This is a genomic window from Saccharobesus litoralis, assembly GCF_003063625.1.
GTDB lineage: Bacteria > Pseudomonadota > Gammaproteobacteria > Enterobacterales > Alteromonadaceae > Saccharobesus > Saccharobesus litoralis.
The window spans coordinates 3,805,138-3,828,670 of sequence record NZ_CP026604.1; the positions used below are offsets into that span (position 1 = coordinate 3,805,138).

The following is a 23,533-nucleotide window of genomic DNA, read 5'->3' on the forward strand; positions in this document are numbered from 1 at the left end:
AATTTGTAGTAGTACTTGGGGTTTTATGAAGATTAGGCGAGCAAATAAAACTCAGGCCCCAAACCTAGAGCTCTAACAAAAGGCACTTGATTGCTTTATTTAAGCTAAGTCGCAAATAATTAGATGGACCTAAGTTGTTTTCACTATTGGAACACTAATCGTAAACCTAGAACCCTGATTTTGCTCACTATTAACTCGGATTGTACCCTGCATCAATTCGACAAATTTTTTGGTTATCGCTAAGCCGAGGCCTGTGCCGCCAAATTTACGAGATTGGCTGCCATCAACTTGTTTAAAAGCATCAAATATATAATCTTGCTGTTCTTTTGTTAGGCCAATGCCGGTATCTTGCACTTGGAAGTAAAGGTTATTTGCATCATTACTTATTAGCAATTTTACATTGCCATCATTGGTGAATTTGCAGGCATTACTAAGAAGATTTAGCAGGGCTTGTTCTAGTTTTTCTTTATCTTGCGTGACAGTCGTTAACTGACTTTGGTCATCAATGGAAAAGGTGTTGTTATTCTGCTTAGACAAGGGCGCTATGGTATCCATCATGTTCTGTTTTAGCTCAGCTAGTGAAAAACTGATGAGATTAACATCGAGATGACCGGCTTCGATTTTGGCTAAGTCTAATAATCCGTTGATTAGCATTAGTAGACGTTGGGCGTTTTTCTCTACTTTTTCAATATCGTCTATGAGTTCAAAGTTTCCTTCGAGCTCTAATTCTTCAATGACAATTTCACTGTAGCCTATGATGGATTGAATTGGCGTACGCAATTCGTGGCTTATATTAGCCATGAATTCAGATTTATGACGGCTCGCTGTTAACGCCGCGTCCCGCGCGACTATGATCTCACGTGTGCGAATTTGTACTTCTTTTTCTAGTGTGTCACGGTGTAAGCGTAGCTCATCGTCCTGTTTATCCAATACTTCCATCATATTGTTATATGAGTTAGCCATCATGCGAATTTCTTTCGCACCTTGCACTTCTGCAAATAGATGTTCGCCAGACTGTTTGGCTTCATCCATGGTGTCGGCTAATTTATAAAGCGGATTAAACAGTCGTTTTAACCCAAAGTTGAGAATATAACCAAGCAAAATAACCGAAACGACACCGGATATAGTGATAAATAGTGTTACTCGGGCTTGCGTGGCTAATAATATTTCTTTGCTGACCAGAACTTCAGCATAACCAATTATGTCGCTGGTTTGCGCTTGTTCTTCTTCAAATGCAAAACCTTCATCTTCGCTAGTGTCTAAGTCTATTATTTTTATGGGCGATGCAATCAACCAATGTTGTTCTTGCTCGTTAATAATTTTTGTTTCAGTTAACCCGCTTAGTTTTAACGTTGTCGGTAATTGCCCCTGACTGGCGAATGTGTCGCCTTGTACCGACGTTAGGCGTACTGCTTTTACGGATGGAAAGCCCAGTACTTGCTTGATTGCATCGAGCGCATTTTCTTTGGCACCAGATAATACAGGGTAGACAGATTGGTTGGCTAAACCTTGGCTAATTTGAAACGCATTGTTTAGCATTAACTGGCGAGATTGTTGGTTGACACCGGCGGCCGTAATGGCACTAATTATGAACGTCATTACAACAACGCCAAATACTAAAAAAGAAATGACTTGGCGTTTAATACTGGTATTTGATGAAAACGTTAGGTTTTTAAGAAGCATGATTAGTTGGGAAACGTCATCGCAAACTCTGATTTTTCAGCTGCGCTGTATTTGTAACCTAAGTGAGCGGCAGTTCGCAGATTAACGGCAAGTTTGATTTTTGCCAGTGGTTCCAACATAGGGTTGTTTTTTTGCTGAGTTTGAATTTTGTTGAGTAAGCGAACTAATTGCTTACCCATTTCATAATTGTCCGGTACGGCGGAGAAAAGAGCACCCCGACGGGCATGATTGGGTTTGCTACTAAATACAATTATTTTTTGGTTCCAAGCTTGTTCCAGTATTTTAGGAACTATGACTTTTTCGTTGGCTGTAATGTTATCAAGTGGCAACCAAATAGCTTGGTTGCGCTTGTTTTTGATAGTGAAATAATTGTTATATGCTTGCGCTGCTTCTTGTAAGTTTTTGACGAGAATGGCATTCAAGGTTAAATCGAGCTTTCGGGCTTCGATATGCGCTTCATCAATAATCCAGCTAGATGTTTCAGAATAAATCACCGTGATCGTATTCACGTTGGGCGCTAAATTGCGCAGAGAGATAAATAAACTAGCAGGACTGCTTAAAAGACTTACGCCAGACAGGGTGTTGGGGCGAACAGGCAAGGCACCAATAGCCACTGGAATTGGCGAATTAAGCTCATTGGCAACCATTAAACCGCGTTTACCCAAGGCAATAACGCGGTCACTTTCAATATTGTCAGCTACGGCGGCGGCACTAAAGGAGCTAGGTAGTTTTATATGGTTAATTTCGTGTGGGTATTCTGAAGAGATCCCTTCATTGATTTGGTCAAAAATTTCTGCGTAGGGGGCTCGCACGTGCGGGAAAATTACCGTTAACTTTTCTGCTAGCGCGGAGCTAGCCAGAGTTAACAGTGCAGTTAACAAAATTGTCCTGCTGTAAATCCTTTGCACTTAAACACTCGATTTTGATGTGTTTACTTATTTGAGTATTGTACTGCTTTTGCCATCGGCACTGTACAAAAAGTAACACAATTATTTTTATTGTCAGTAAATGGAATGAACCGAAAACTCGTCTTACTATCTTTATTTATCGGTACATTTTATATTTTATTTAATTTCGCTAAACCACTTATTAATGATGGTCAATCACAATACGACTTTGTTTGCCGATTTTATAATGGTTAACTTGGTTTAACTTTATATATTTCAATGTACTAAACGTTATTTTTGCCACTGGAAGTGACTTATCATTCAATATCAATTGCAACTAAGGTTTGATGGCACACTGAGGGGGCATTATGCGGATTGGTTGATAACTTGACAAGCAAAAAATAAACAAAAACCACTAATTTTGGGCGTCTTGTCGCAAATAGGGTTGTAACCCCTTGTTTTATTAGTTCTTTACCTTTTGAGTTCAAGAGATATTGCGAATTCTGTATGCCTATTTAACGCTTTATTAGTAGCTCACTTTATTTCTTAGCGATTTAGTTTGGCCATGTTTGGTTTTTTTGTCTAGCCTTTTGGTTTGCGAGCTTTTAGTGGGTTTGGTTGCTTTTCTTGTTTTATATGTTTTAGTGGCATCAATGATTAATTGTTGTAGCCGAAGCAGCCCTTCTTGCTTGTTTTGTAACTGAGTGCGATGTGTTTGGGCTTTTATATGGATAAAGCCGTCTTTGCTGATGCGATGATCACTAAAAGCCAATAACTTAGCTTTTTCCATGTCATTTAGCATAGATTTGTTGATATCAAATTTTATGTAAACAGCACTGGCTACTTTATTGACGTTTTGTCCGCCAGCCCCTTGAGCGCGTATTGGATTATACTCAACCGCCAGTTCTAAATTGGTTAACGTAATCTTTGGATGATTTTTATTCAGCACGTTAATTCACCTATTTTTTGAATAAAACTGGGGTTGAGTAGGGCATAGCCAATAATGTTTATTGTTGTTTCAAGCTTTGTAAACGTTGCCATGCTTTAACAAAAATTGCGTCTGCCATTTTTGCTGCACCTATCGGCAGTTTATCAGACAAGCTTTTCTTTTGAACATATTTGACCTGAAATACATCTTTGGTTTCATATTGCTCTAGCAGGTAGTCATCTGATGTTTGTACATCATCAATTAAACCTAAATCTTTAGCTTGAGAACCATACCAATGCTCACCCGTTGCCACCTTATCTATGTCGAGTGCTGGGCGAAAATCATTGATGTGTTGTTTAAATAAGGTGTGGGTTTCTTCCAACTCTTGCTTGAATTTATCGCGACCGGCATCGGTATTTTCACCAAATAAAGTTAGAGTGCGTTTAAATTCACCGGCTGTCAGTTGTTCAAAATCAATATTATTTTTTTTCAATAAGCGATGAAAATTTGGGATCTGAGCCAAAACGCCTATTGAGCCAATAATGGCAAATGGCGCTGACAAAATCTTGTTAGCAACACAGGCCATCATGTAGCCACCGCTAGCCGCTACTTTATCTACTGCAACCGTTAATGGGATCTCTTTTTGGCGGAATCTAGCTAATTGTGAAGAAGCTAGACCATACCCGTGCACTACACCGCCTGGACTTTCTAAGCGAACAACAACTTCATCTTGCTTATTAGCTACGGCTAATATTGCACTGACTTCTTCACGCAGGCTTTCTGCTTCATGTGCGTCCATACTGCCTTTAAAGTCGACCACATAAATTTTACCCTTCTGATCTGACTCTTTTGGCGAATCATCTTGAGAGTCTTTTGCTTTTTTAGCGGCTTGCTTTGCTGCTTTCGCTCTTTTCTTCTCGGCTTCTTTTTCAGCTTTTTCTAATGCTTTGAATTCTTCTTTTGACAGTAATTCAGCTTTAATATTGCGTTTAACTTCAGCAAAGTGCTCTGATAGGTTGGTTAATTCCAATTCGCCTTTTTTCCCGCCTTTGCCTTTCATTGCATTAGCTGCGATTGCTCCTAACACGATAACGATTGCTGCGACCCATGTAACTGCTTTTGCTAAAAACAGGCCGTATTCATATAGAAAGTCCATCATTTAACCTCTTTGTTATTGGTGTAACCCATTTTTGTATTTGCTTTATATGGGTTGAATAATAACAAATTCAAGAGGGTAATGGTTGTTTAAGTCGACATTAGGCATAAACTGATGATTTTTTGATAGTGTTTAAAAAACTCTTTTAAAACATGAGTTTAACGACTTATTTGTAACTAACCAACAAACTTATCCACAATTATTGTTAGTAAATGAGGATAAAATTGGCTATATGTTAATTTGACACCTGTTTTTTTGTCCAGTTACTCTGGTTTAAGTATTATTTACGTTAATTGATCGCGAATTAGTCTCAAATAAACGTTGTAAACTGGCTGGATTATTGACTTAGATAATTATTAACCAGTTTTATAAACTATTATAAATCAATGGTTTATGGTGTTTTGAGTAGGAAATTAACATAGTTATACACAGAAAGTGTTAATAAGTGTGGATTAATTAAGGTGGATCCTCTTAGTTATTTAATTTCATTGCAGTGAGTCTGTTTTATTTTCTTAAATGTTGTTCATTCTTGTTAAAATGTTATTCGATTAACATTTTGATTTTATAGAGTGAACATCAATAAAGTTTAATCAAAGCAAGTGATTAAATCGTAGGGAGTTGCTAAATTTTTTCGCTTTCCAATGCTGATTTTATTGGGGTGCTTAATTTTTATGCGTTTTTAAACGACTTTATGTTGAAAAAATGTATTATTCGGGCAAAATAACATAAAAATGTTATACGAATATAATTTGTTACTCGCATTTCATTAAATATTAATTTAGGTTAAATCGTATTTGTATAAACTAGGGTGATTTACGGTTGAGGTTAGCGCCTTAGTCGTTCCCTTAGTTGAATTGATTATTAACATTACAAGAGAGAAGGCACATGCAAGATCAAGCAATTACCGAGTTTGATGCAACTGAACATCCTCATCGTCGTTATAACCCGCTATCTGGCCGTTGGGTGTTAGTTTCCCCGCATCGCGCAAAGCGACCTTGGCAGGGTGCTGACGAAGCATTATCAAATGACGAATTACCAAGTTATGTTGAAAATTGTTATTTATGCCCAAGCAATACGCGTATTTCAGGTGATGTAAACCCTGATTATACGGGCACTTATGTTTTTCAAAATGATTTTGCTGCGCTGACTGAAAATACCCCTGATTCACCAGAAAGCGATAACCCTGTGTTTGTGTCGCAAAGTGCGCGAGGTTTGAGCCGTGTAATTTGTTATTCACCGGATCACAGTAAAACCTTACCAGAATTATCAACTCAAGCGATCCGCGGAGTGGTTGATACTTGGGTAGAGCAAATTGATGATTTAAAAGAAACTTACCCTTGGGTTCAGGTATTTGAAAATAAAGGCGAAATAATGGGGTGTTCGCAACCCCATCCACATGGTCAAATTTGGGCTAATAGCTTTTTGCCAAACGAAATTGCAGATAAAGACAAAAACATGCTGGCCTACTACCAGAAACAAGGTAGTAATGTATTGACTGATATGGTTAAAGCAGAATTGGCAGATGGCAGTCGCACGGTTGTCGAAACAGAGCATTGGATTGCTGTTGTACCGTATTGGGCTGCATGGCCATTCGAAACTTTATTGACGCCAAAAGCCCATATCAAGCGTATGGAAGATTTAAGCGAAGCGCAAAAGGATGATTTATCAATCGCACTTAAAAAGCTAACTAGCCGTTATGACAACCTGTTCAAATGTTCATTTCCTTATTCAATGGGCTGGCATTATGCACCTTACTTTAAAGATGATCGTGATATAGAACATTGGCAACTGCATGCTTTGTTTTATCCACCTTTATTGCGTTCAGCGACTGTGCGTAAATTTATGGTTGGTTATGAAATGATGGCAGAGTCGCAACGTGATCTTACTGCTGAGCAAGCTGCTGAAAAATTAAATGCGGTTAGCGATGTTCATTACAAAGAAGCCTAACGCTTGTTAATTTATTATTAATAAATTTAATTTGTTACTTACAAAATGTAGTGTTTTTGGTTAATGTTGTCGCCCCATGGAGACATCGCCGAAAACGCTATTTGAAAAATATGTTGTGTCTATGATTGTTAACCGTACTTCATTTTGAATGGTGGGTTCTTAGTCACATAAAGCGAATTAAGCAACGATTTGGCAGGTAAGCTAAAGCTAAGCCAAATCGTTGTGAAAAATAGTGATTTTGCTGAAAGTTTGTTCAGCTAAGAGGTAGAAATGTCAGATTTAATAAATAAGGTCGCATCAGCGTTTGAAGCTGAGCTAGGTTTTGCACATAGCCATATTATTCAAGCGCCAGGTCGGGTAAACCTAATTGGTGAGCACACAGATTATAACGATGGTTTTGTATTACCAAGCGCAATCAACTTTCAGTGTATTGTTGCGGCTAAGCCACGTGAAGATAAAACGATCCGCGTAGTATCTGTCGATTATGCATGCGAGCAAGATAGTTTTGAGATCAGTGCCGATATCGAGCCATGTGACAAAGGATGGGCGAACTATATTCGTGGCGTAGTTAAGCATTTAGTTTTACGCGGCTACGAATTCAATGGTGCCGATATTGCGGTTGGTGGTAATGTGCCTCAAGGTGCAGGCTTGAGTTCTTCTGCGGCGCTAGAAGTGGTAATTGGTCAAACATTTAAAGAGTTATACAACTTAGCTATTTCACAGCCAGAGATTGCACTGAATGGGCAAGAAGCTGAAAATAAATTTGTTGGTTGTAACTGCGGTATTATGGACCAACTTATTTCGGCTGAGGCCAAAAAAGATCATGCATTATTGATTGATTGTCGCAGCTTGGAAACTAAGCCTGTATCGTTACCAGAGGGCATGAGCATTGTGATTGTCAACTCAAATAAAAAACGTGGTTTAGTGGATAGTGAATACAATACGCGTCGTGAACAGTGTGAAGCCGCAGCAGATTTCTTTGGTGTTAAAGCGTTACGTGATGTCACTATTGAACAGTTTGAAGCGCGTAAAGCTGAGTTAGATCCTGTGACCGCTCAACGTGCCAAGCATGTGATTACGGAAAATGATCGTACAGTCGCCGCGGCTGAAGCTATGCAAAATAATGATATAACAACATTGCAAGCGTTAATGGCTGCGTCTCATGCATCAATGCGTGATGATTTTGAGATCACGGTTAGCGAAATTGATACCTTGGTTGACATTATCAAGGCGCAAATTGGCGAGCAGGGCGGTGTACGTATGACAGGTGGCGGCTTCGGCGGATGCGTTGTTTCTATTGTGCCTGATGCGTTAGTTGACAAAGTGATTGCTGAAGTCAAAGTGCAATACCCTGAAAAAACAGGTTTAGAACCGTCAATTTTCGTTTGTTCAGCTGAAGAAGGCGCAAGCTTAGTTTCAGCCTAGTTCTAGTAATGTTTCTAGAAAGAAATGATCAGTTGAAAGCACAGTGGTAGTAAGAAAAATCAAATTAATGTAGGTCGAAATTTATTTCGACAATAGCAGCAGAGCTGCTTCAGGCTTGGTTTTTAGGCGCGATATTGCCTAATATCTACAGCCATTGTTGAGGCACCAAAAGTAGGCGCTTTAAGCGCGCTTCAACCTACCAGTGAGATTTCAACTAATCAAAATTTAATAGAAAAGATACTAGTAAAGTTTTGAGTAAACAAAGTTTGCTTATGTTTAAGTTGTAGGCCACACACGCATTACCATAGTAATGGGTTAGCAACTTAACACACATTAAAGAGAGCCAATCTTGGGGAACGTTTGTTTCCCTGTGTTGTTGGCAAATAACAATATAAAAAGGTAAAAACTAATGACACTCGATACGATCGACTTTACCGTCTTTATCGCGTACGTTGCAGGTCTATTGTGCATTGCATTGTGGATTTCACGTAATGATCATCAAGGTGAACGAAACACGGAAGACTACTTTTTAGCCAGTAAATCTTTACCGTGGTGGGCGATAGGTGCTTCCTTAATCGCATCAAATATTTCAGCCGAACAAATCATTGGTATGTCTGGCTCAGGCTATGCTATTGGTTTAGCTATTGCTTCATACGAGTGGATGGCAGCCATTACCCTTATCTTAGTGGGTAAGTATTTATTACCTATTTTCCTTGAAAATAAAATTTTCACCATGCCACAGTATTTAGAGCAACGTTTTGACGGTCGTGTTAAAACCACTTTAGCTCTATTCTGGTTGGCAGTTTACATCTTTGTTAACTTAACGTCGGTTCTTTGGTTAGGTGGCTTAGCAATTCAAACCGTTGCGGGTGTCGACTGGATGTTTGGTATGATCTTCCTTGCGGTGTTCTCAGTTGCTTATTCGTTATATGGCGGCCTAAAAGCAGTTGCGTATACGGACATTATCCAAGTCGTATTATTAGTGTTTGGTGGTTTACTACTGAGCTATCTAGCATTGGTAGCCGTGTCTGATGGTGAAGGCTTTATTGCCGGCTTTGGTGTTCTAACTGACAAAGCACCAGGTCATTTCGATATGATTTTAAGTAGCGATAACCCTAATTACATGAGCTTACCCGGTATCTCGGTATTAGTTGGTGGCTTGTGGATTATGAATATAGGTTATTGGGGCTTTAACCAATACATTATTCAACGTGCACTTGCGGCTAAGAATATTCAAGAAGCGCAAAAAGGTATCGCATTTGCGGCTTATCTAAAACTATTAATGCCATTAATCGTCGTATTACCAGGGATTGCAGCCGTTATCCTTTATCCTGAGTTATCTAAACCCGACCAAGCTTATCCTTCAATGATGGGTTTAATGCCTGTTGGTATTAAAGGTTTAGTGTTTGCCGCGTTAGTTGCCGCTATTGTTTCGTCGCTTGCTTCGATGACAAACAGTATCTCAACTATCTTTACTATGGATATCTATAAGAACTTACAACCTAACAAGAGTCAGCGTCACTACGTACATATTGGTCGTATTGCTACATTAGTCGCATTAAGCTTAGCGTTAATTACAGCTGAGCCATTATTAGGTAAGTTTGAGCAAGCATTCCAATATATTCAGGAGTTTACTGGTTTATTCTCACCGGGTATTACTGCAATCTTCATTATGGGTATGTTCTGGAAGCGCACTACATCGCTAGGTGCGTTAGCTTCGGCAATTGGCTCTGCGGTATTCTCTGTTGCCCTTAAGTTTGCATGGCCTGAGTTACCGTTTATGGATCGAATTGGTATTGTGTTTGTAATGTGTATTCTGCTTTCTATTGTTGTTTCTAAAATGGATAAGCCAAGTACAACAGACAGCAGTGTTAGCTTAGAAAAAGTGAGCTTTGCGACTGAAAAAGGCTTCAATATCGCTGCTATTGGTGTGGTTGTTATCCTTTGTATCCTATACGGTACTTGGTGGTAATACAGTCAAATAGTATAAAGTGTGAAAGGCCGCAATAAGCGGCCTTTTTGTTTTTCTTCAATTAACCCTCCATTATCTCTTGCTGTTTATATTCAACTTTCCGTTCTTTTTCCCTTGTCATGGTTCTTTCATCTATTATTTTTACAAATGAGTCTGTACGGCATTATTTTGCGGCTATAATATTGTGAATATGGATATATATTAGTTGGTTAGATGGCAGATCATATTTGGATTTTCCTTTGCGCTTTGTTGGTTCTTATCCAGCAGGTCGGCTTTTTGTGTTTAGAAGCGGGCTCGTGTCGCGCTAAAAATAGTATTAATGTCGCAGTTAAAAACTTTGCGGATATCACCGTCGTTTTTCTTATTTTCTTGCTGTTTGGTTGGAATCTCGCTTTTGGTGACAGCGCATATGGTTTACTCGGTTTACCCTTAACCATTAATCTAACTTCGTTTGATGACAACCTTGGCTACTATCTACTCATTAGCTTTTATTGTTGTACCTGTCTCACTATTATTTCTGGCGCTGTGGCTGAGCGTGTAAAGTTTAACGCTTATTTATTTGCTACTGCTTTTGGCGCTTGCTTTATCTTTCCTATCGTTTCTCATTGGTTGTGGCATCAAGATGGCTGGCTTAATCAAGTAGGCGCTGTTGACTTTGCTGGCGCGACAATAGTGCACAGTGTAGGCGGGTGGATGGCGTTAGCTATGATGCTTGTGTCTGGCCCTCGGCACGGTCGTTTTAATTCCGATGGTACAATTAATGAAATCCCTAAATCTAATCAAGTTCAATTATTGCTAGGTTGCTTCTTTTTGTGGTGGGGCTGGTTTGGTTTTAATGCAGGGTCGTTTGGTGTTTGGCATCAAGATACCTTAAAAGTTTTATTGTTGACCTTTGTCTCGGGCGCATTTGGTGGCGCAATCACCTTGTTGTATTTAGTGCTTAGCAAAAAAATGGTCACGGTTAGTGAGTTAGTTAACGGTGTATTAGCTGGGTTAGTTGTGACAACGGCGACGATTGATCAATTAAATTTAGTGACAACCTTGCTGTTAGTTTTACTGGGTGTATTGGGGTGCCAAATTTGTGGTTGGGCACTAGTACGTTTAAAAATCGATGATGTGGTGAGTGCGGTACCTGTGCATTTAGTACCTGGGATTATCGGCACCTTAGTTGTTCCGGTTGTCGTAGAAAACGCTAATTTAGGCAGCCAGCTACTATTGATTGGCTCAGTCGGGGTATATGTATTTAGCTTTTCCTATTTAGTATTTTGGCTGGCTAATCGTTTTTGGTTTGGTTTTCGCGTTGAACAGCAGGAAGAAATTGATGGGTTAAATATAAGTGAACATGGTGCCCGCTCGGACTTAAACGATTTGATCAATAACATGCATTATCATCAATCTACGGGCGATTTATCGAAAACGCTAACCGCTGATGAATATACGGAAGTCGGTTTTATTGTTAAGCAATATAATAAAACGGTTCATGAATTGAATCATAAGCAAGTTGAATTACAAGAAACCGCAGTGGCGGCGCAACAGGCAAATGTCGCTAAAAGTCAGTTTTTGGCCAATATGAGTCATGAATTGCGCACCCCAATGAATGGCATTAGTGGTATTGCCGATGTGTTATTACATGAACCGGGTTTAGACGATAAATATCGTAAAAAAGTCGAGTTAATCGATAAAAGTGCCAAGTCGTTAACGGCTATTGTTAACGATATATTGGACTTAGCCAAAATAGACGCCAACAAAATGGAGATAAAGCCAAGCGTTGTGGTAGTACGAGATTTATTAAACGATGTATTGTCATTGTTTAAAGACCGAGCAGAGCAAAATAAAACCAAGCTTGAGTTAATTATTGATGATGGATTGCCAACACTGATCTTGACTGACGATTTACGTTTAAAGCAAATTTTATCTAATTTTATTTCGAATGCGGTTAAGTTTACTGAATCGGGCCAAGTTAAACTTCATTGTCGTGTCGAAGAATTGAATAACGAGCTTGAGCAAGTGAGTTTAGTCTTTTCGGTTTCAGATACCGGAATAGGTATCGCAGAACAAGACATTGCAAAACTGTTTCAGAGCTTTAATCAAGGTGACGATAGTATTAGTCGTCGTTTTGGTGGTACTGGGTTAGGGTTGGCTATTAGTAAAAAAATAGCTGAGTTGATGGGTGGTGATGTGTGGTGTGAGTCAACAATTGGTCAAGGCAGTTGTTTTTATTTTAAGGCTGAATTTCAAGTACCAGAAGAAAGACGAAAATCAACCAGAGACTTGCCGTCTGGTCAATTACAATTGAGTAAGCCATTATCTATTTTGTTAGCTGAAGACAACGATATTAACCAAGTGGTAGCAACCAGTATTTTGGCGCAAATGGGCTTAGATAATGTAGATATTGCTGAAAATGGTCAGCAAGCAATTGATAAAGTGCAAGAAAAGCAATATGACTGTGTATTGATGGATTTACAAATGCCCCTGGTTGACGGTATTAGTGCGGCTAAAACTATCTCGCAATTAAATTTAGCTGAGCCGCCGATTATTATTGCTATGACAGCCAATGCCTACAATGAAGATAAGCAAGCGTGCTTTGATGCAGGAATGCGTGGGTTTATCGCCAAACCGGTTAATCAAAAAGATATCGCTAGCGAACTTTGCCGTTTATTTTGTTAAGCGGAGCCAAGTATCCTTTTCAGCTTGTAGATTAATAAAAAGCCCGTATTATGGCCGCCATTAATCTATTATTGGTAGGAATTTTCACATGTCACAAGTTGAAATTATTGAAAACGAGTTTTGCTTGCAGGTTGCAGCAAATCAAAAGCTATGGACTATCCAAGATGAAAAGGGTATCCCAGCACCTGAGAATTCTGAAAAAATCCGCTCGATGCCATTCTGGTCTTCACATGAATTAGCCCAAGCTTATATTAGCAATGCCAGTGGTTATCAAGCTTTCCAACCTTTAGAAATAGACTGGGCTGTCTTCGCTGAAAAATGGGCGCAAGGGATTCACCATGATGGTCTATGTGTTGGCTTAAACTGGCTAGCAGAACAAGAAACCAATGTTGATATTGAGGTTGCCGAGTTAGTGGAAAAAATAAAAGCGGCAATCAAAGCGAAAGATGCCTCTTAGTTTAAACATAAACAGAAAATAATATGGCTTTAGATCTTGATAAACAGTTAGGCGCTAATCCTAAGCTGGTACATTCAGTTAACCAAAAAGTTGAGTCTCATGTACAACGAGAGAAAGGCGACTGGTTTTTGAATACCTTGATGTTAGAAGGGTGTAATGCACCTTTTAAATACAAGCGTAAAAAGCTTTATCAAAGTTTAAAAGGTGCCAGAGTCAATTTAACGTATTATCCTGATGTTGAAAGCATTGCAGGCTTTGATATTGAAGTTATGCGCGTGGTTAGGTTAAAACGCGCATAACTGATCACCGAATTCTACACAGTTTTATTATTCTGCTAAATACTGTTTAAGATGACCTATTGCCCGCGCTAAAACACTATTAGAATGCGGAGTCATATCGGCTTGACCGCCTTGTAAACTAAAAGCGCTGAGCTTGGCTTTACTGTCTATGGTCGTCACTTGTTTACTATCCCATACTGAAATAGTCTGGCTGTTAGCTGAAATAAACCAATCACGTTGTTCAACGTTATTGGCAAATAAATCTCGTCCAAATGGATTAGAGCTGTTATTCCAATCACATTTTAACCAGCCATTAACCACACTTGGCACAATATCGTAATTACTCACCAATGGCGGTAGGGTTTTAGCTCCGGCAATAAATAACTTGCCTAAGCTCAATTCGTCACTTTGTTTAACAATAACTATTTGCGGCAAGCTACCAAACGCTTTGATTGCGTCTAAAGCATAGCTTAAAGCGGGTTGGCTTTTGACCTCAAATAAATTAACAAATAAATTGTTATCGTGTTGGCTAGGTTCAGGATCATTAATATTTAAGCCGAGTTCAGACGAGATATTCGCAGCCGCAGGGTTTTGTTGTAAACCAATAAACTCGCTACGTAATGCTGTGTGTAAAATACTCGGTTGATTTAACAAACTGCTGTACAAATTTGGCATGCCATACAAAAGTTCAAACGCGGTTTGCTTGGCATCCCCCGGCGCCCAATAATCGGTATTTAATCTAAACTGACGCTTAAGTGCATGTTCCAATTGTGGGTATAATTCACTGTCCACCTTAATAAAAGCAATGCCCATATCCTCGGATGGCTGCTGGCAATTAAGCGGAGCAGGTGGCACAGCTAAGTGATAATTTGACACATCAAACAGTAATTCACGTTTTTCTCGGTATTCATTTAAATCGATTAAACCTGTGTTTGATAAAAAGCTTTTTGCTGTTAGCGGGTAAGACAGGGGCAGTAAGTTGTCTTTTGAGATAATCGGTTGATAAACCTTCGCATCAGCCCAGATGTGAACCAAGTGGCTGATAAAGAAACAAGACAATAGCGCATGAACTATCTTAAAGCGGACAAAGCGCTCTCGGATGGAGTCTAAATCACGCCAAAGCTTGTTACACAGAGCGATTTCAATGCTCAGTATAGCCGCAAAAAGGACGAATATAGCCGCAATAAAACCAGCAGGAATGGTCTCAACTAAAAAGCTAACATCCGATTGAATGTTACTGGGTGACATTAAATCGAGGTGGTAGTGATTCGCAGAGTAAAACACACTATCAATAAATAGTAAGCTGAGCCCAGCTGTACTAACAGATGCTGCCCATATGCGATTAAACCCTTGGTTTTTACTTATTGAAATGACAGGGAAAATTGCCAATATATGGATAAGAAAAAAGATAAAGGCAACATGACCTACCCAGTAAACCAAGATGTAAAGCGTGGCGAGAATGCCACTGGGTAAAGGTTCCGAGAATAAGTAAATACTGGATACAAACAAGCCAATAAAAATGTTGCAAATGCTAAACCAATGTCCCCAGGAATATATTTGCGATTGGCGTTGTGCTGAGTTTAACCACATAGGCGAACTTTATCCTTATTTAAGTGCACTTTTTAATGCTAGCGTAAATTGTTCAATGACTTTTTCTTGACTGGGTTTATCGTAGGCTTTTTTAACTTGTAAGATCACCGCTTCACCTAACGCCATTAAGGCTAAGTCGGTTGGGGTATCTTGTGCTTCTAAAGCAATGTTGATTGCATTAACTGCTTTACTAAAATCGTCTTCTGTATACTTGCTGGATTGAGCCATGGTAGGAATTACTTTACTATTACATTAATTCTCTAATTTTAGTTCTCCTTTGATATAAAACTCAATCACTTATGTCTATTACTAGTGCCCAAATATTCTTTAACCGATTAATTATTAGCGATGCGCAAGTTAAATTACAACTTGAAGACGCATCAATTGTCGATGGTCAAACCGCTGAATACCTAGCTGAAGCCGTACATCAATCTTTTACAAAAAAAGGGCAAAAAGATTATTGCCAATTTTCTGAACAAAGCGCTGCGGCTGAATTGTTAACTCAACAGCCGAGTAACAGTGAGTTAGCAAAAGCCATTTTTGCTGCTATTTGCCAAAGCGTTGATCTCGACGCGCCTCCGGCTGAATCTATATTGGTAGTGGCTTGCTATCAGTATTTAGCCTCTAATTATGTCTTGGCTGCAGTATTGGGAGTGAAAGACTCGGTGCAACTATCAGAAAATATCAGTGCTGAGCGCTCACAATATTTAGATATTGCTAATATTCAACTGGCGGTGCAGATCGATTTATCTGAGTATAATGTTAATCCAGATTCTGAACGTGCTATTGCTTACATTAAAGGTCGAGTCGGGCGCAGCGTTAACGATTTTATGTCCGATGCATTAGGTATAGAGCCTAAAATGAACGCAAAGGATGCAACGCAAAAACTGATCCAATCGGTAGAAGCCTTTATTGCCGATGGCGAATCCAATTCTGAGCAGGCGGCTAGCGTGCGTGAAGTGACTTTGGATGTCATGAAACAAGCTTCTGAAGTTGGAGACTTTGTTCAAGTGCAAGCGCTGTCGGAAGAAATAGAAGAAAAAACAGGATTGGCAGGCTTTTACGAAAAAGCGGCTGAAGATGAAGAATTTAACGAAACTTGCCCTGTCTATTTAACAGCATCTAAATCGTTGCAAAAATTCTTTGGGCAAGGTGGCGGTATGAGTTTGTCATTTAACCGCGATATGTTAGGTGAGTATGTTCATTTTGACCCGATAGCCAAAACGCTTAAATTTACAAAGCTGCCACCGAATTTGTTAGATGCTTTGGAAAAGGCCAGTAAATAAACTTGTCGCTTTAAAATTGTTGCTTTAAATAGGCTCTGGTTAAAGAGCCTATTTAGTTTTTAATCTCGATAGATTTTAGTTAAATCTTGGTAGTTATCTACGCGTCTATCTCTTAAATATGGCCAAATGCGTCGTACGTTTTCACTACGCTGCATGTCTATATCGGCTAGTAAAATCTCATCTTCATTAGCGTTTGCATGGGCTAAAACCTCACCCTGTGGACCCGTAATAAAGCTATTGCCCCAAAAGCGTATACCTTCTGAAACATCACTGGGATCGGCTTCGTGGCCAACACGATTACAACTAAGCACAGGCACGCCATTCGCAACTGCGTGGGCGCGTTGGACTATTACCCAAGCGTCGAGTTGTCGTTGCTGCTCGTCATCCGCATCACGTGGATCCCAGCCAATTGCTGTTGGGTAGATCAGTAATTCAGCTCCAGCCATTGCCATTAAACGTGCCGCTTCAGGGAACCATTGATCCCAACAAACTAAAACACCTAGTTTGCCAATACTGGTTTGAATCGGTTGAAAACCGAGATCGCCAGGAGTGAAATAGAATTTCTCATAAAAACCGGGATCGTCGGGAATATGCATTTTGCGGTAGGTGCCAGCAATCTGGCCATCTGTGTCTAATACCACGGCTGTATTGTGGTAAAGGCCAACGGCGCGTTTTTCAAATAAAGATGCGACAATGACCACATTTAATTCTTTAGCTAATTTACCCAAAGCTTCAGTGCTAGGGCCTGGGATAGGTTCAGCTAAATCAAAGCAATTGACGTCTTCAGTTTGACAAAAATATAAACTACGGTGTAGCTCTTGTAGGACAACGAGTTTTGCCCCTTGTTGAGCTGCATCTTTAATGCCTTGTATGGTTTTATCAAGGTTATGATTTATATCAGCACTATTGCCGTGCTGTAATAATGCCGCTTTAATCGTTCTCGACATAGGTTTAACCTCTCGGTATATTAGCAAGAAACCCTTTAGGTAATTGCATTGTTAAACAGTGTAGACTGCCGAATTGTTCGATAATAGGGCGGCAGTCAATTGGAATAATTTCATGATCTGGAAAAGCCATTTGTATCACAATTAATGCTTTTTTGTCTTGGGCAACACCGTAAATGGGGACTAAGACAGCTTGATTGATCACTAAAAAGTTAGCATAAGTGGCCGGTAATCGTTCACCTTGTTTGTTAAATTGGGCGTCTGGCCAAGGTAATTCAAACAAAATAAAAGGTAGTCCGTCGACTGTGGTAAAGGCTTCTAGTTGTTGTTTCATCGCATTGAGTTCAGTGAAATGCGAGTCTGTTTCATCTTGGCAGCCTTGATAAACGATGATTTGTCCCGGTGCGAAACGAGCTAAAGTGTCTATATGTGAATCGGTATCGTCGCCTTCTAACGCGCCCGATTGCAACCATAATATTTTTCTAGCGCCTAACTCTTTGCCTAACTTATCTTCAATTTGTGATTGGTTTAAATTCGGATTGCGATTTTGGTTGAGTAGGCAAGCTTCAGTTGTGAGTAAATGACCTTGCTCGTCTATATCAATCGCCCCACCTTCCAATACCCACTCGGTGGTTTTGTGATGTTCAACCTGACAAGTGGCAAATAAACCATCATTGATAAGGTTATCGTACTGGCTTGGGTACTTATTACCCCAACCATTAAATGTGTAGTTTAGTGCCTCTATGTTATTTCCTTGGCATGTGGTTATTGGGCCATGATCTCGCGCCCATGTATCATTGCTGGCTTGAATCACCCAAATAATTGCCTGCAAGTTTATATTGGCTTGCTCTAGTTTAGCTTTTACATCTTGCTGTAATTTGGCGTCATGGCAAACGATAACCACTTTTTGCTTGTTTGATATAGCATGCACTATGTTGATAAACACAGGCTCAACTTCGACTAATCTAATGGCCCAATCTGTATCTTGGTGAGGCCAAGTTAGCATAACGGCATCTTGTGCATGCCATTCCGGTGGTAGATAAAAGCGTTTGCTCATAGGGGATTCTTTTATTTTGCTCTATTTGAATTGTTAAATGGCTGACTAAGCTTTGTGTACTTTTTAGTGTTTTGCTCACACTCAGGGCGCAGATAAATCGTTTATATTCAACAAGAAAGAACGGCGCTTATCAACATAAATGAGTACTTTACAGGTAGAAGTTCGGTAAATTATTAAAACACTGGATTGATTACCGTTTACTTTAATGGGGTTAATACTAAATCAATTGGCAAGCTTAGGACTCTTTTGTTTGCTGCTCTTGTCTTTGCTCAGACAGTTTGCGTAAATGCTTACTTTGTAAATGCAACGCACTTCTAATTAGGATTTCTCTATCGCTTTCACGTATTTGATTGTAAACCAATTTATAGCTGTCTGTCTCATCGTCAATACGAGTGACTTCTATGACTTCACCATAGCAGTAAACCGCAGTTGACTCTTCGGTTAAAAATAATTTTAAGCGAGCAACTTGACCTACTACTAGAGTATGACAGGGTAAATTAAGCACAATGCCGCCAGCACCAAATTGACTACTGAAATAGCGGTACTCTTCTTCGTCTTCCATCTGCATGATATAAGACATGATTAAATCAATCTTTTTGGATTGTAGATTTAAAAAGTTGGCAATTTCACTGGCTTGGTGACTTAAACTACGTAATTGCCTAACTGCTGATGCATCAATTGAGCTAATTTCTGACGCGAGGCGGAAAGGGGCTGGCATTTCTTCGATGAATTCGTTTAAATCGGGAATGCGGTCGCCGATTGAAAAAGGGTGAATGTTGAGTTTAACCGCATGATTTAGTGAGAAATAATCGTTAAATAGTGCCTGCTTTTCTTCTAATGTCATTGTTATGTCGATCTTTTGTTGAATTATCTACAAATAACCAATAGGCTGCGTACACGAACTATAGCCTCAGAATTTTGTTTCACAATCATTTTATGTTCAATTCGCTCAGTTTATTTATAGCGAGTCGGTATAGCCGTTCTAAACAGCGCAACTCATTTATCTCGTTTATCACTTTTTTTTCCATCGCTGGTATCACTTTAGGCGTAATGGCACTCATTATTGTTGTGTCGGTAATGAATGGCTTTGAGAGTGAATTAAAAAAACGCGTATTAGGCGTAGTGCCACATATTGTCTTAACTAATAATGCTGAGCAGACCGATACGGATCAAGATTTTTCAGCCATTGAGTCTGCATTATTAAACCTATCGCCTGTTGTTGGCGTTACACCATTTATTCAAACCCAAGGCATGGTGCAATCACCGACAGATATGCGGGCTATTATGGTTCAAGGGATCAACCCTATCATAGAAAAGCGCTACTCTGTTATAAACGATGCGATGCAAACGGGTCAGTTAGAAAAGCTAACACCTAAATCTTATCAGGTAATTATTGGTCGTCAGTTAGCGAGTCAATTGTCAGTTGGCGTAGGCGAGCAAGTTCGTTTAATGCTGGTTGAGCGAACCCGATATACGCCTATGGGGCGATTGCCCGTACAGCGCAAATTTACGGTTGCCGGTATATTTGACGTGGGGTCCGATGTTGATGCTCATATCGCCTTAGTTAACTATACCGATGTTGCTCGCATGTTGGGCCATCATAAACAAGACGTACAAAGTGGCAGAGTGTACTTGTCTGATGCTTTTCAGTATAAATCGGTTGTTGATTATTTAGCGCAGCGTTTTCCAAATTGGCAGAGTTTAGATTGGCGCCAATCTCAAGGTAAGTTATTTGACGCAGTGAGAATGGAAAAAAATATGATGTGGCTAATGTTATGTCTGATTATTGCGGTTGCTGCTTTTAATATTGTATCTGCGCTGGTGATGGTGGTCAGTGAAAAGCAGGGCGAAATAGCTATGCTAAAAACCATGGGGCTGGCGTCAAATAAAATTCAACTCATCTTTATATTGCAAGGCTTATATAAAGGTTGCTTTGGTGGTGTGCTAGGGACAATTTTAGGTGTATTGGCCGCGGCTAACTTAAACAGTATATTAACTTTATTTGGCGGTGGTTTACTCGCCGCTCCTGGTTATTCGGCGAGCGGTTTACCCGTCGACATACAGGTTTCTCAAGTTATTATCATAGCCATCGCATCAGTGCTGATGAGCTTTTTAGCGACAATTTATCCTTCTTATCGCGCGGCGCATACTCAGCCTGCCGACATTTTGCGTTACGAATAACGGAATTATCATGACAGAGTTACACCAAACCAATAATCATCAAGCTATTTTGTCTTGCCGTCATATTTGCAAGACTTATCACGATGGCAGCAATCAAGTTAATGTCATTGACGATTTAGAATTGGATGTTTATGCCGCAGAGCATTTAGCCATTGTCGGTAGTTCAGGCTCGGGCAAAAGCACCTTGTTACATATTATGGGGGCGTTGGACAAACCCAGTTCAGGTGATGTGATTTACATGGGACAAAATATCCATCAGCTTTCTGACAACAAACAAGCGGACTTTCGAAATCAGAATTTGGGGTTTATTTATCAGTTTCATCATTTGTTAGCTGAGTTTAGTGCAATTGAGAATGTGGCTATGCCTCGTTTAATTTCGGGGCAAAGTAAAGAAGCGGCTTTTGAACAAGCTTCTGAGTTATTAAAGCGAGTTGGCTTAGGCCATCGTATCGACCATCGACCTTCAGCATTATCGGGAGGTGAGCGCCAGCGTGTTGCGATTGCGCGAGCATTGATTAATCAACCAAAGTTAGTATTGGCAGATGAGCCGACTGGTAATTTAGATCATGCCAATGCACAAAGCATTTTTGCTTTGATCCAAGAGATCCGCGAACAGTTTGATACTGCTTTTGTTTTTGTTACCCATGATCTAGAACTTGCGGCTCGAATGGATAGACAACTTAAATTGAGCGACGGCAAATTACACACCATTTTGGAGTCGGTAAATGGCTAATTTCTTTAGCTTATTTGTTGGATGGCGATATGCACGAGCCACGACGCAAAATCGATTTATTCGTTTTATTTCTGCTTCTTCTATTATCGGTATCATGCTGGGGTGTGCTGTTCTGATCATAGTGTTGTCAGCTATGAACGGTTTTGAACGAGAGCTAAAAAATAGATTGTTGTCGGTTGTTTCGCATATTGAATTTACAGCTGTAGAGTTAGAGGGAATAAAAGACTGGCAATCATTAGCGGCAGATATAAAAAATAATGAGCAGGTGATAGCGGTAGCGCCTTTCATAAAAATTAATGGCTTATTGCAAAAAGGTAAGCATTTAAAGCCTTTGCAAGTCAGAGGGATTGACTGGCAACTAGAACAGCAAGTCAGTGATTTATCGAGTTATGTGGATGCACAAACACAATCTCGATTTAATCAAGGCGAAGGTATCATATTAGGTGCGGGGCTCGTTGAAGAATTAGGCTTAACGGTCGGAGATAAGGTTGAGTTTTTAATTCCTAAACAAAATGAGTCGTTAAAACTAACAGCGCCTAACTTGGTTAGGCTAGAGCTGCTCGGTTCGTTCAAGTTAGGTGGGCAATTAGATTACTCGATGGGATATGTGTCTTTGCCTGTTGCCGCCAAAGAATCAGGTTGGCAACAAGGTGTGCAAGGACTTCGCCTTAAAATAAATGAGGTATTTGATGCCCCATCCATTGCTAGGCAAATCGGCTTTCAATTACCGGTTTATGTTTACATTGGCAATTGGACACATGAGTACGGTCATTTATACAACGATATTCTGTTAGTTAGACAAGTCATGTATATCATACTGATTTTGGTTATTGCGGTCGCTTGCTTCAATATTGTATCAACCTTGGTGATGGCGGTGAATGAAAAAGCCGGTGATATTGCCATATTGAAAACGATGGGTACCCACAACTCAACTATCATTCGTATTTTTATGCTGCAAGGGGCCTATAACGGTATTCTTGGGGTTGTCTTTGGTACTATTTTAGGCTGTCTTGGCGCACTTTATTTAACACCTTTACTCCGATCTATTGAGAGTTTATTAGGCGTTCAATTTTTGGCCGCCGATGTGTACTTTGTTGATTTTTTACCTTCGCAGCTAGTGGTTGCGGATGTTGCTGTTACTGCAGGTGCAGCATTACTCTTGTCTTTATTCTCGACTATCTATCCGGCTTATCGTGCCACTAAAGTCGATCCTGCGGGGGTGCTAGGTGGCCAGTAAATAGAATATTTGGCCATTTTTGCTGCTTATTTGTTCATATTTAGCGAATTAATGTATCGCGAGATGCTATAGCGACTATGATACGGGGAATATTGCGAAAAATGTACGGGGACATTTGCTAACATCCTGAGCGTAAGCTAACCGTAGAGCAGGAAGTCGTTTGCAAATAGAGCTGTTTGACAAGTCATTTGAAACAATTGAAGAGTACATCGAAACTCATCGAGTTTTTGACTTAGTCGCATATCAAATTACCTCTGGCCGTTTTTTTAACCAGCATAAAGGTCTCAACCTTCCCCGAATGAGTTTGGGTCAGCGTACTGTGGTTGCTGAAACTATTCATTTTGCGACGTTAAAACCGGATGACCTGTATATGGTTTTTCCTGATAGCCATGTGCAAATAGTGGTTAATGGTGCCCAAATGACCCATGATCGCTTAATCGCTTTCACCAAAGGTGAAGATCTTATTGTGCGCTATCCACAAGATTACAAAGGTCGATTTTTATCAGTGCAAGCGTCAGTGTTAGCCGATTATTTAGATGACATCAGCTTTCAAAGATTAATGGCTGATACAGCCGTATTAAGAGAAGCCGATGTCACATCTGAACAGTTTAAACTCGGTCGGGTTAGTTTAATCGAGCAAATCGATTCAATTGTCAAGCATGCCCAGCAGCTACAAAATAATCCTATTGCGATTAAGGACGCCGAAGAAAGCATCTTGCTAACCTTAGCTGCTAGCTTAAATGCGTGGGCTTGGCGTAAGCAAGTTATTAAGCAAAACTCTCGCCATACTATAGTGCAAAGAGCAATAGATTATGTTGATAGCACGGGGGACTTTTTTATTGCTATCCCGCGATTAGCAGAAGTGTGTTTTTGTAGTTTGAGAACGTTAGAGTATGCATTTAAGAGCATATTACACATATCGCCGAAACGTTATCTTACTATTCGACGTATGCATTTAATTCGTCAGGCATTATTAACTAACCCAGTGAGTCAAGCTCAAAGAGTCATTAGAGGCTATGGGGTAGTCAATACGGGGCGATTTGCTAAAGATTACTACCAACTATTTGGTGAGTTACCTAAGCAAACCGCAGAAAAGACTATTTAA

The 23,533-nt window shown here is 39.8% G+C and carries 20 protein-coding genes; 11 read left to right on the forward strand and 9 right to left on the reverse strand.

Features of this window, described 5'->3' with window-relative positions; genetic code table 11:
- Positions 1-129: 129 nt before the first annotated feature.
- The 4 genes from C2869_RS13700 to sohB form a co-directional block, all read right to left on the reverse strand.
- Positions 130-1,599: a sensor histidine kinase gene (locus C2869_RS13700; RefSeq protein ID WP_159084172.1), complete on the reverse strand. Its 1,470-nt coding sequence runs from the start codon at positions 1,597-1,599 to the stop codon at positions 130-132.
- Between the two features lie 86 nt (positions 1,600-1,685).
- A complete protein-coding gene (locus tag C2869_RS13705) occupies positions 1,686-2,564 on the reverse strand; it encodes an ABC transporter substrate binding protein (RefSeq protein ID WP_108603477.1) in 879 nt (292 codons plus the stop codon).
- Positions 2,565-3,096: 532 nt separating this feature from the next.
- Positions 3,097-3,519, reverse strand: coding sequence for an alternative ribosome rescue aminoacyl-tRNA hydrolase ArfB (gene arfB, locus C2869_RS13710; protein WP_408011860.1), 423 nt, complete (start codon positions 3,517-3,519; stop codon positions 3,097-3,099).
- A gap of 58 nt (positions 3,520-3,577) precedes the next feature.
- Positions 3,578-4,654 (reverse strand): protease SohB, encoded by a 1,077-nt coding sequence (gene sohB, locus C2869_RS13715; RefSeq protein ID WP_108603478.1) that lies wholly within the window; start codon positions 4,652-4,654, stop codon positions 3,578-3,580.
- 900 nt (positions 4,655-5,554) lie between these two features.
- Between sohB and C2869_RS13720 the strand changes: the two genes are divergently transcribed.
- The 6 genes from C2869_RS13720 to C2869_RS13745 all read left to right on the forward strand — a co-directional run bounded on the left by C2869_RS13720 (position 5,555) and on the right by C2869_RS13745 (position 13,421).
- The gene (locus C2869_RS13720) at positions 5,555-6,601 is read left to right on the forward strand and encodes a UDP-glucose--hexose-1-phosphate uridylyltransferase (protein WP_199915689.1); all 1,047 of its coding nucleotides are present in this window, start codon (positions 5,555-5,557) and stop codon (positions 6,599-6,601) included.
- Positions 6,602-6,871: 270 nt separating this feature from the next.
- Positions 6,872-8,026, forward strand: coding sequence for a galactokinase (gene galK / locus C2869_RS13725; RefSeq protein WP_108603480.1), 1,155 nt, complete (start codon positions 6,872-6,874; stop codon positions 8,024-8,026).
- A 409-nt stretch (positions 8,027-8,435) separates the two neighbouring features.
- Positions 8,436-9,998, forward strand: a complete 1,563-nt coding sequence (locus C2869_RS13730) for a sodium/sugar symporter (protein ID WP_108603481.1) — start codon at positions 8,436-8,438, stop codon at positions 9,996-9,998.
- Between the two features lie 213 nt (positions 9,999-10,211).
- Positions 10,212-12,665 carry an ATP-binding protein gene (locus C2869_RS13735; RefSeq protein WP_108603482.1) on the forward strand — a complete coding sequence of 818 codons (2,454 nt, stop codon included), beginning with the start codon at positions 10,212-10,214 and terminating at the stop codon, positions 12,663-12,665.
- Positions 12,666-12,753: 88 nt separating this feature from the next.
- Positions 12,754-13,122, forward strand: coding sequence for a DUF2750 domain-containing protein (locus C2869_RS13740; RefSeq protein WP_108603483.1), 369 nt, complete (start codon positions 12,754-12,756; stop codon positions 13,120-13,122).
- Between the two features lie 23 nt (positions 13,123-13,145).
- Positions 13,146-13,421: a hypothetical protein gene (locus C2869_RS13745; protein WP_108603484.1), complete on the forward strand. Its 276-nt coding sequence runs from the start codon at positions 13,146-13,148 to the stop codon at positions 13,419-13,421.
- Between the two features lie 27 nt (positions 13,422-13,448).
- Here the strand turns inward: C2869_RS13745 and C2869_RS13750 are convergent, their stop codons facing one another.
- Together C2869_RS13750 and C2869_RS13755 are read right to left on the reverse strand one after the other, a co-directional pair.
- Positions 13,449-14,990, reverse strand: coding sequence for a DUF3413 domain-containing protein (locus C2869_RS13750; RefSeq protein WP_108603485.1), 1,542 nt, complete (start codon positions 14,988-14,990; stop codon positions 13,449-13,451).
- A 15-nt stretch (positions 14,991-15,005) separates the two neighbouring features.
- The gene (locus C2869_RS13755; protein WP_108603486.1) at positions 15,006-15,218 is read right to left on the reverse strand and encodes a YejL family protein; all 213 of its coding nucleotides are present in this window, start codon (positions 15,216-15,218) and stop codon (positions 15,006-15,008) included.
- A 71-nt stretch (positions 15,219-15,289) separates the two neighbouring features.
- On the opposite strand from C2869_RS13755, the gene C2869_RS13760 reads away from it, so the two are divergent.
- Positions 15,290-16,276: a nucleoid-associated protein gene (locus tag C2869_RS13760; RefSeq protein ID WP_108603487.1), complete on the forward strand. Its 987-nt coding sequence runs from the start codon at positions 15,290-15,292 to the stop codon at positions 16,274-16,276.
- Between the two features lie 59 nt (positions 16,277-16,335).
- On the opposite strand, the gene C2869_RS13765 is transcribed toward C2869_RS13760, so the two are convergent.
- From C2869_RS13765 to C2869_RS13775, 3 genes are all read right to left on the reverse strand, one after another.
- Positions 16,336-17,223, reverse strand: a complete 888-nt coding sequence (locus C2869_RS13765) for a carbon-nitrogen hydrolase (RefSeq protein ID WP_108603488.1) — start codon at positions 17,221-17,223, stop codon at positions 16,336-16,338.
- Positions 17,224-17,227: 4 nt separating this feature from the next.
- Positions 17,228-18,277: an agmatine deiminase family protein gene (locus C2869_RS13770; RefSeq protein WP_108603489.1), complete on the reverse strand. Its 1,050-nt coding sequence runs from the start codon at positions 18,275-18,277 to the stop codon at positions 17,228-17,230.
- Positions 18,278-18,512: 235 nt separating this feature from the next.
- Positions 18,513-19,121 (reverse strand): PilZ domain-containing protein, encoded by a 609-nt coding sequence (locus tag C2869_RS13775; protein WP_108603490.1) that lies wholly within the window; start codon positions 19,119-19,121, stop codon positions 18,513-18,515.
- A 92-nt stretch (positions 19,122-19,213) separates the two neighbouring features.
- Here C2869_RS13775 and C2869_RS13780 point away from each other — a divergent pair, with 92 nt between their 5' ends.
- The 4 genes from C2869_RS13780 to C2869_RS13795 all read left to right on the forward strand — a co-directional run bounded on the left by C2869_RS13780 (position 19,214) and on the right by C2869_RS13795 (position 23,533).
- Positions 19,214-20,458, forward strand: a complete 1,245-nt coding sequence (locus C2869_RS13780) for a lipoprotein-releasing ABC transporter permease subunit (protein ID WP_108603491.1) — start codon at positions 19,214-19,216, stop codon at positions 20,456-20,458.
- A gap of 10 nt (positions 20,459-20,468) precedes the next feature.
- The gene (gene lolD / locus C2869_RS13785; RefSeq protein WP_108603492.1) at positions 20,469-21,191 is read left to right on the forward strand and encodes a lipoprotein-releasing ABC transporter ATP-binding protein LolD; all 723 of its coding nucleotides are present in this window, start codon (positions 20,469-20,471) and stop codon (positions 21,189-21,191) included.
- On the forward strand, positions 21,184-22,428 hold the full coding sequence (lolE, locus tag C2869_RS13790) for a lipoprotein-releasing ABC transporter permease subunit LolE (RefSeq protein WP_108603493.1): 1,245 nt from the start codon (positions 21,184-21,186) through the stop codon (positions 22,426-22,428). The genes lolD and lolE overlap by 8 nt, the downstream gene beginning before the upstream one ends.
- A gap of 160 nt (positions 22,429-22,588) precedes the next feature.
- Complete coding sequence (locus tag C2869_RS13795) at positions 22,589-23,533, forward strand: AraC family transcriptional regulator (RefSeq protein WP_108603494.1); 945 nt, start codon at positions 22,589-22,591, stop codon at positions 23,531-23,533.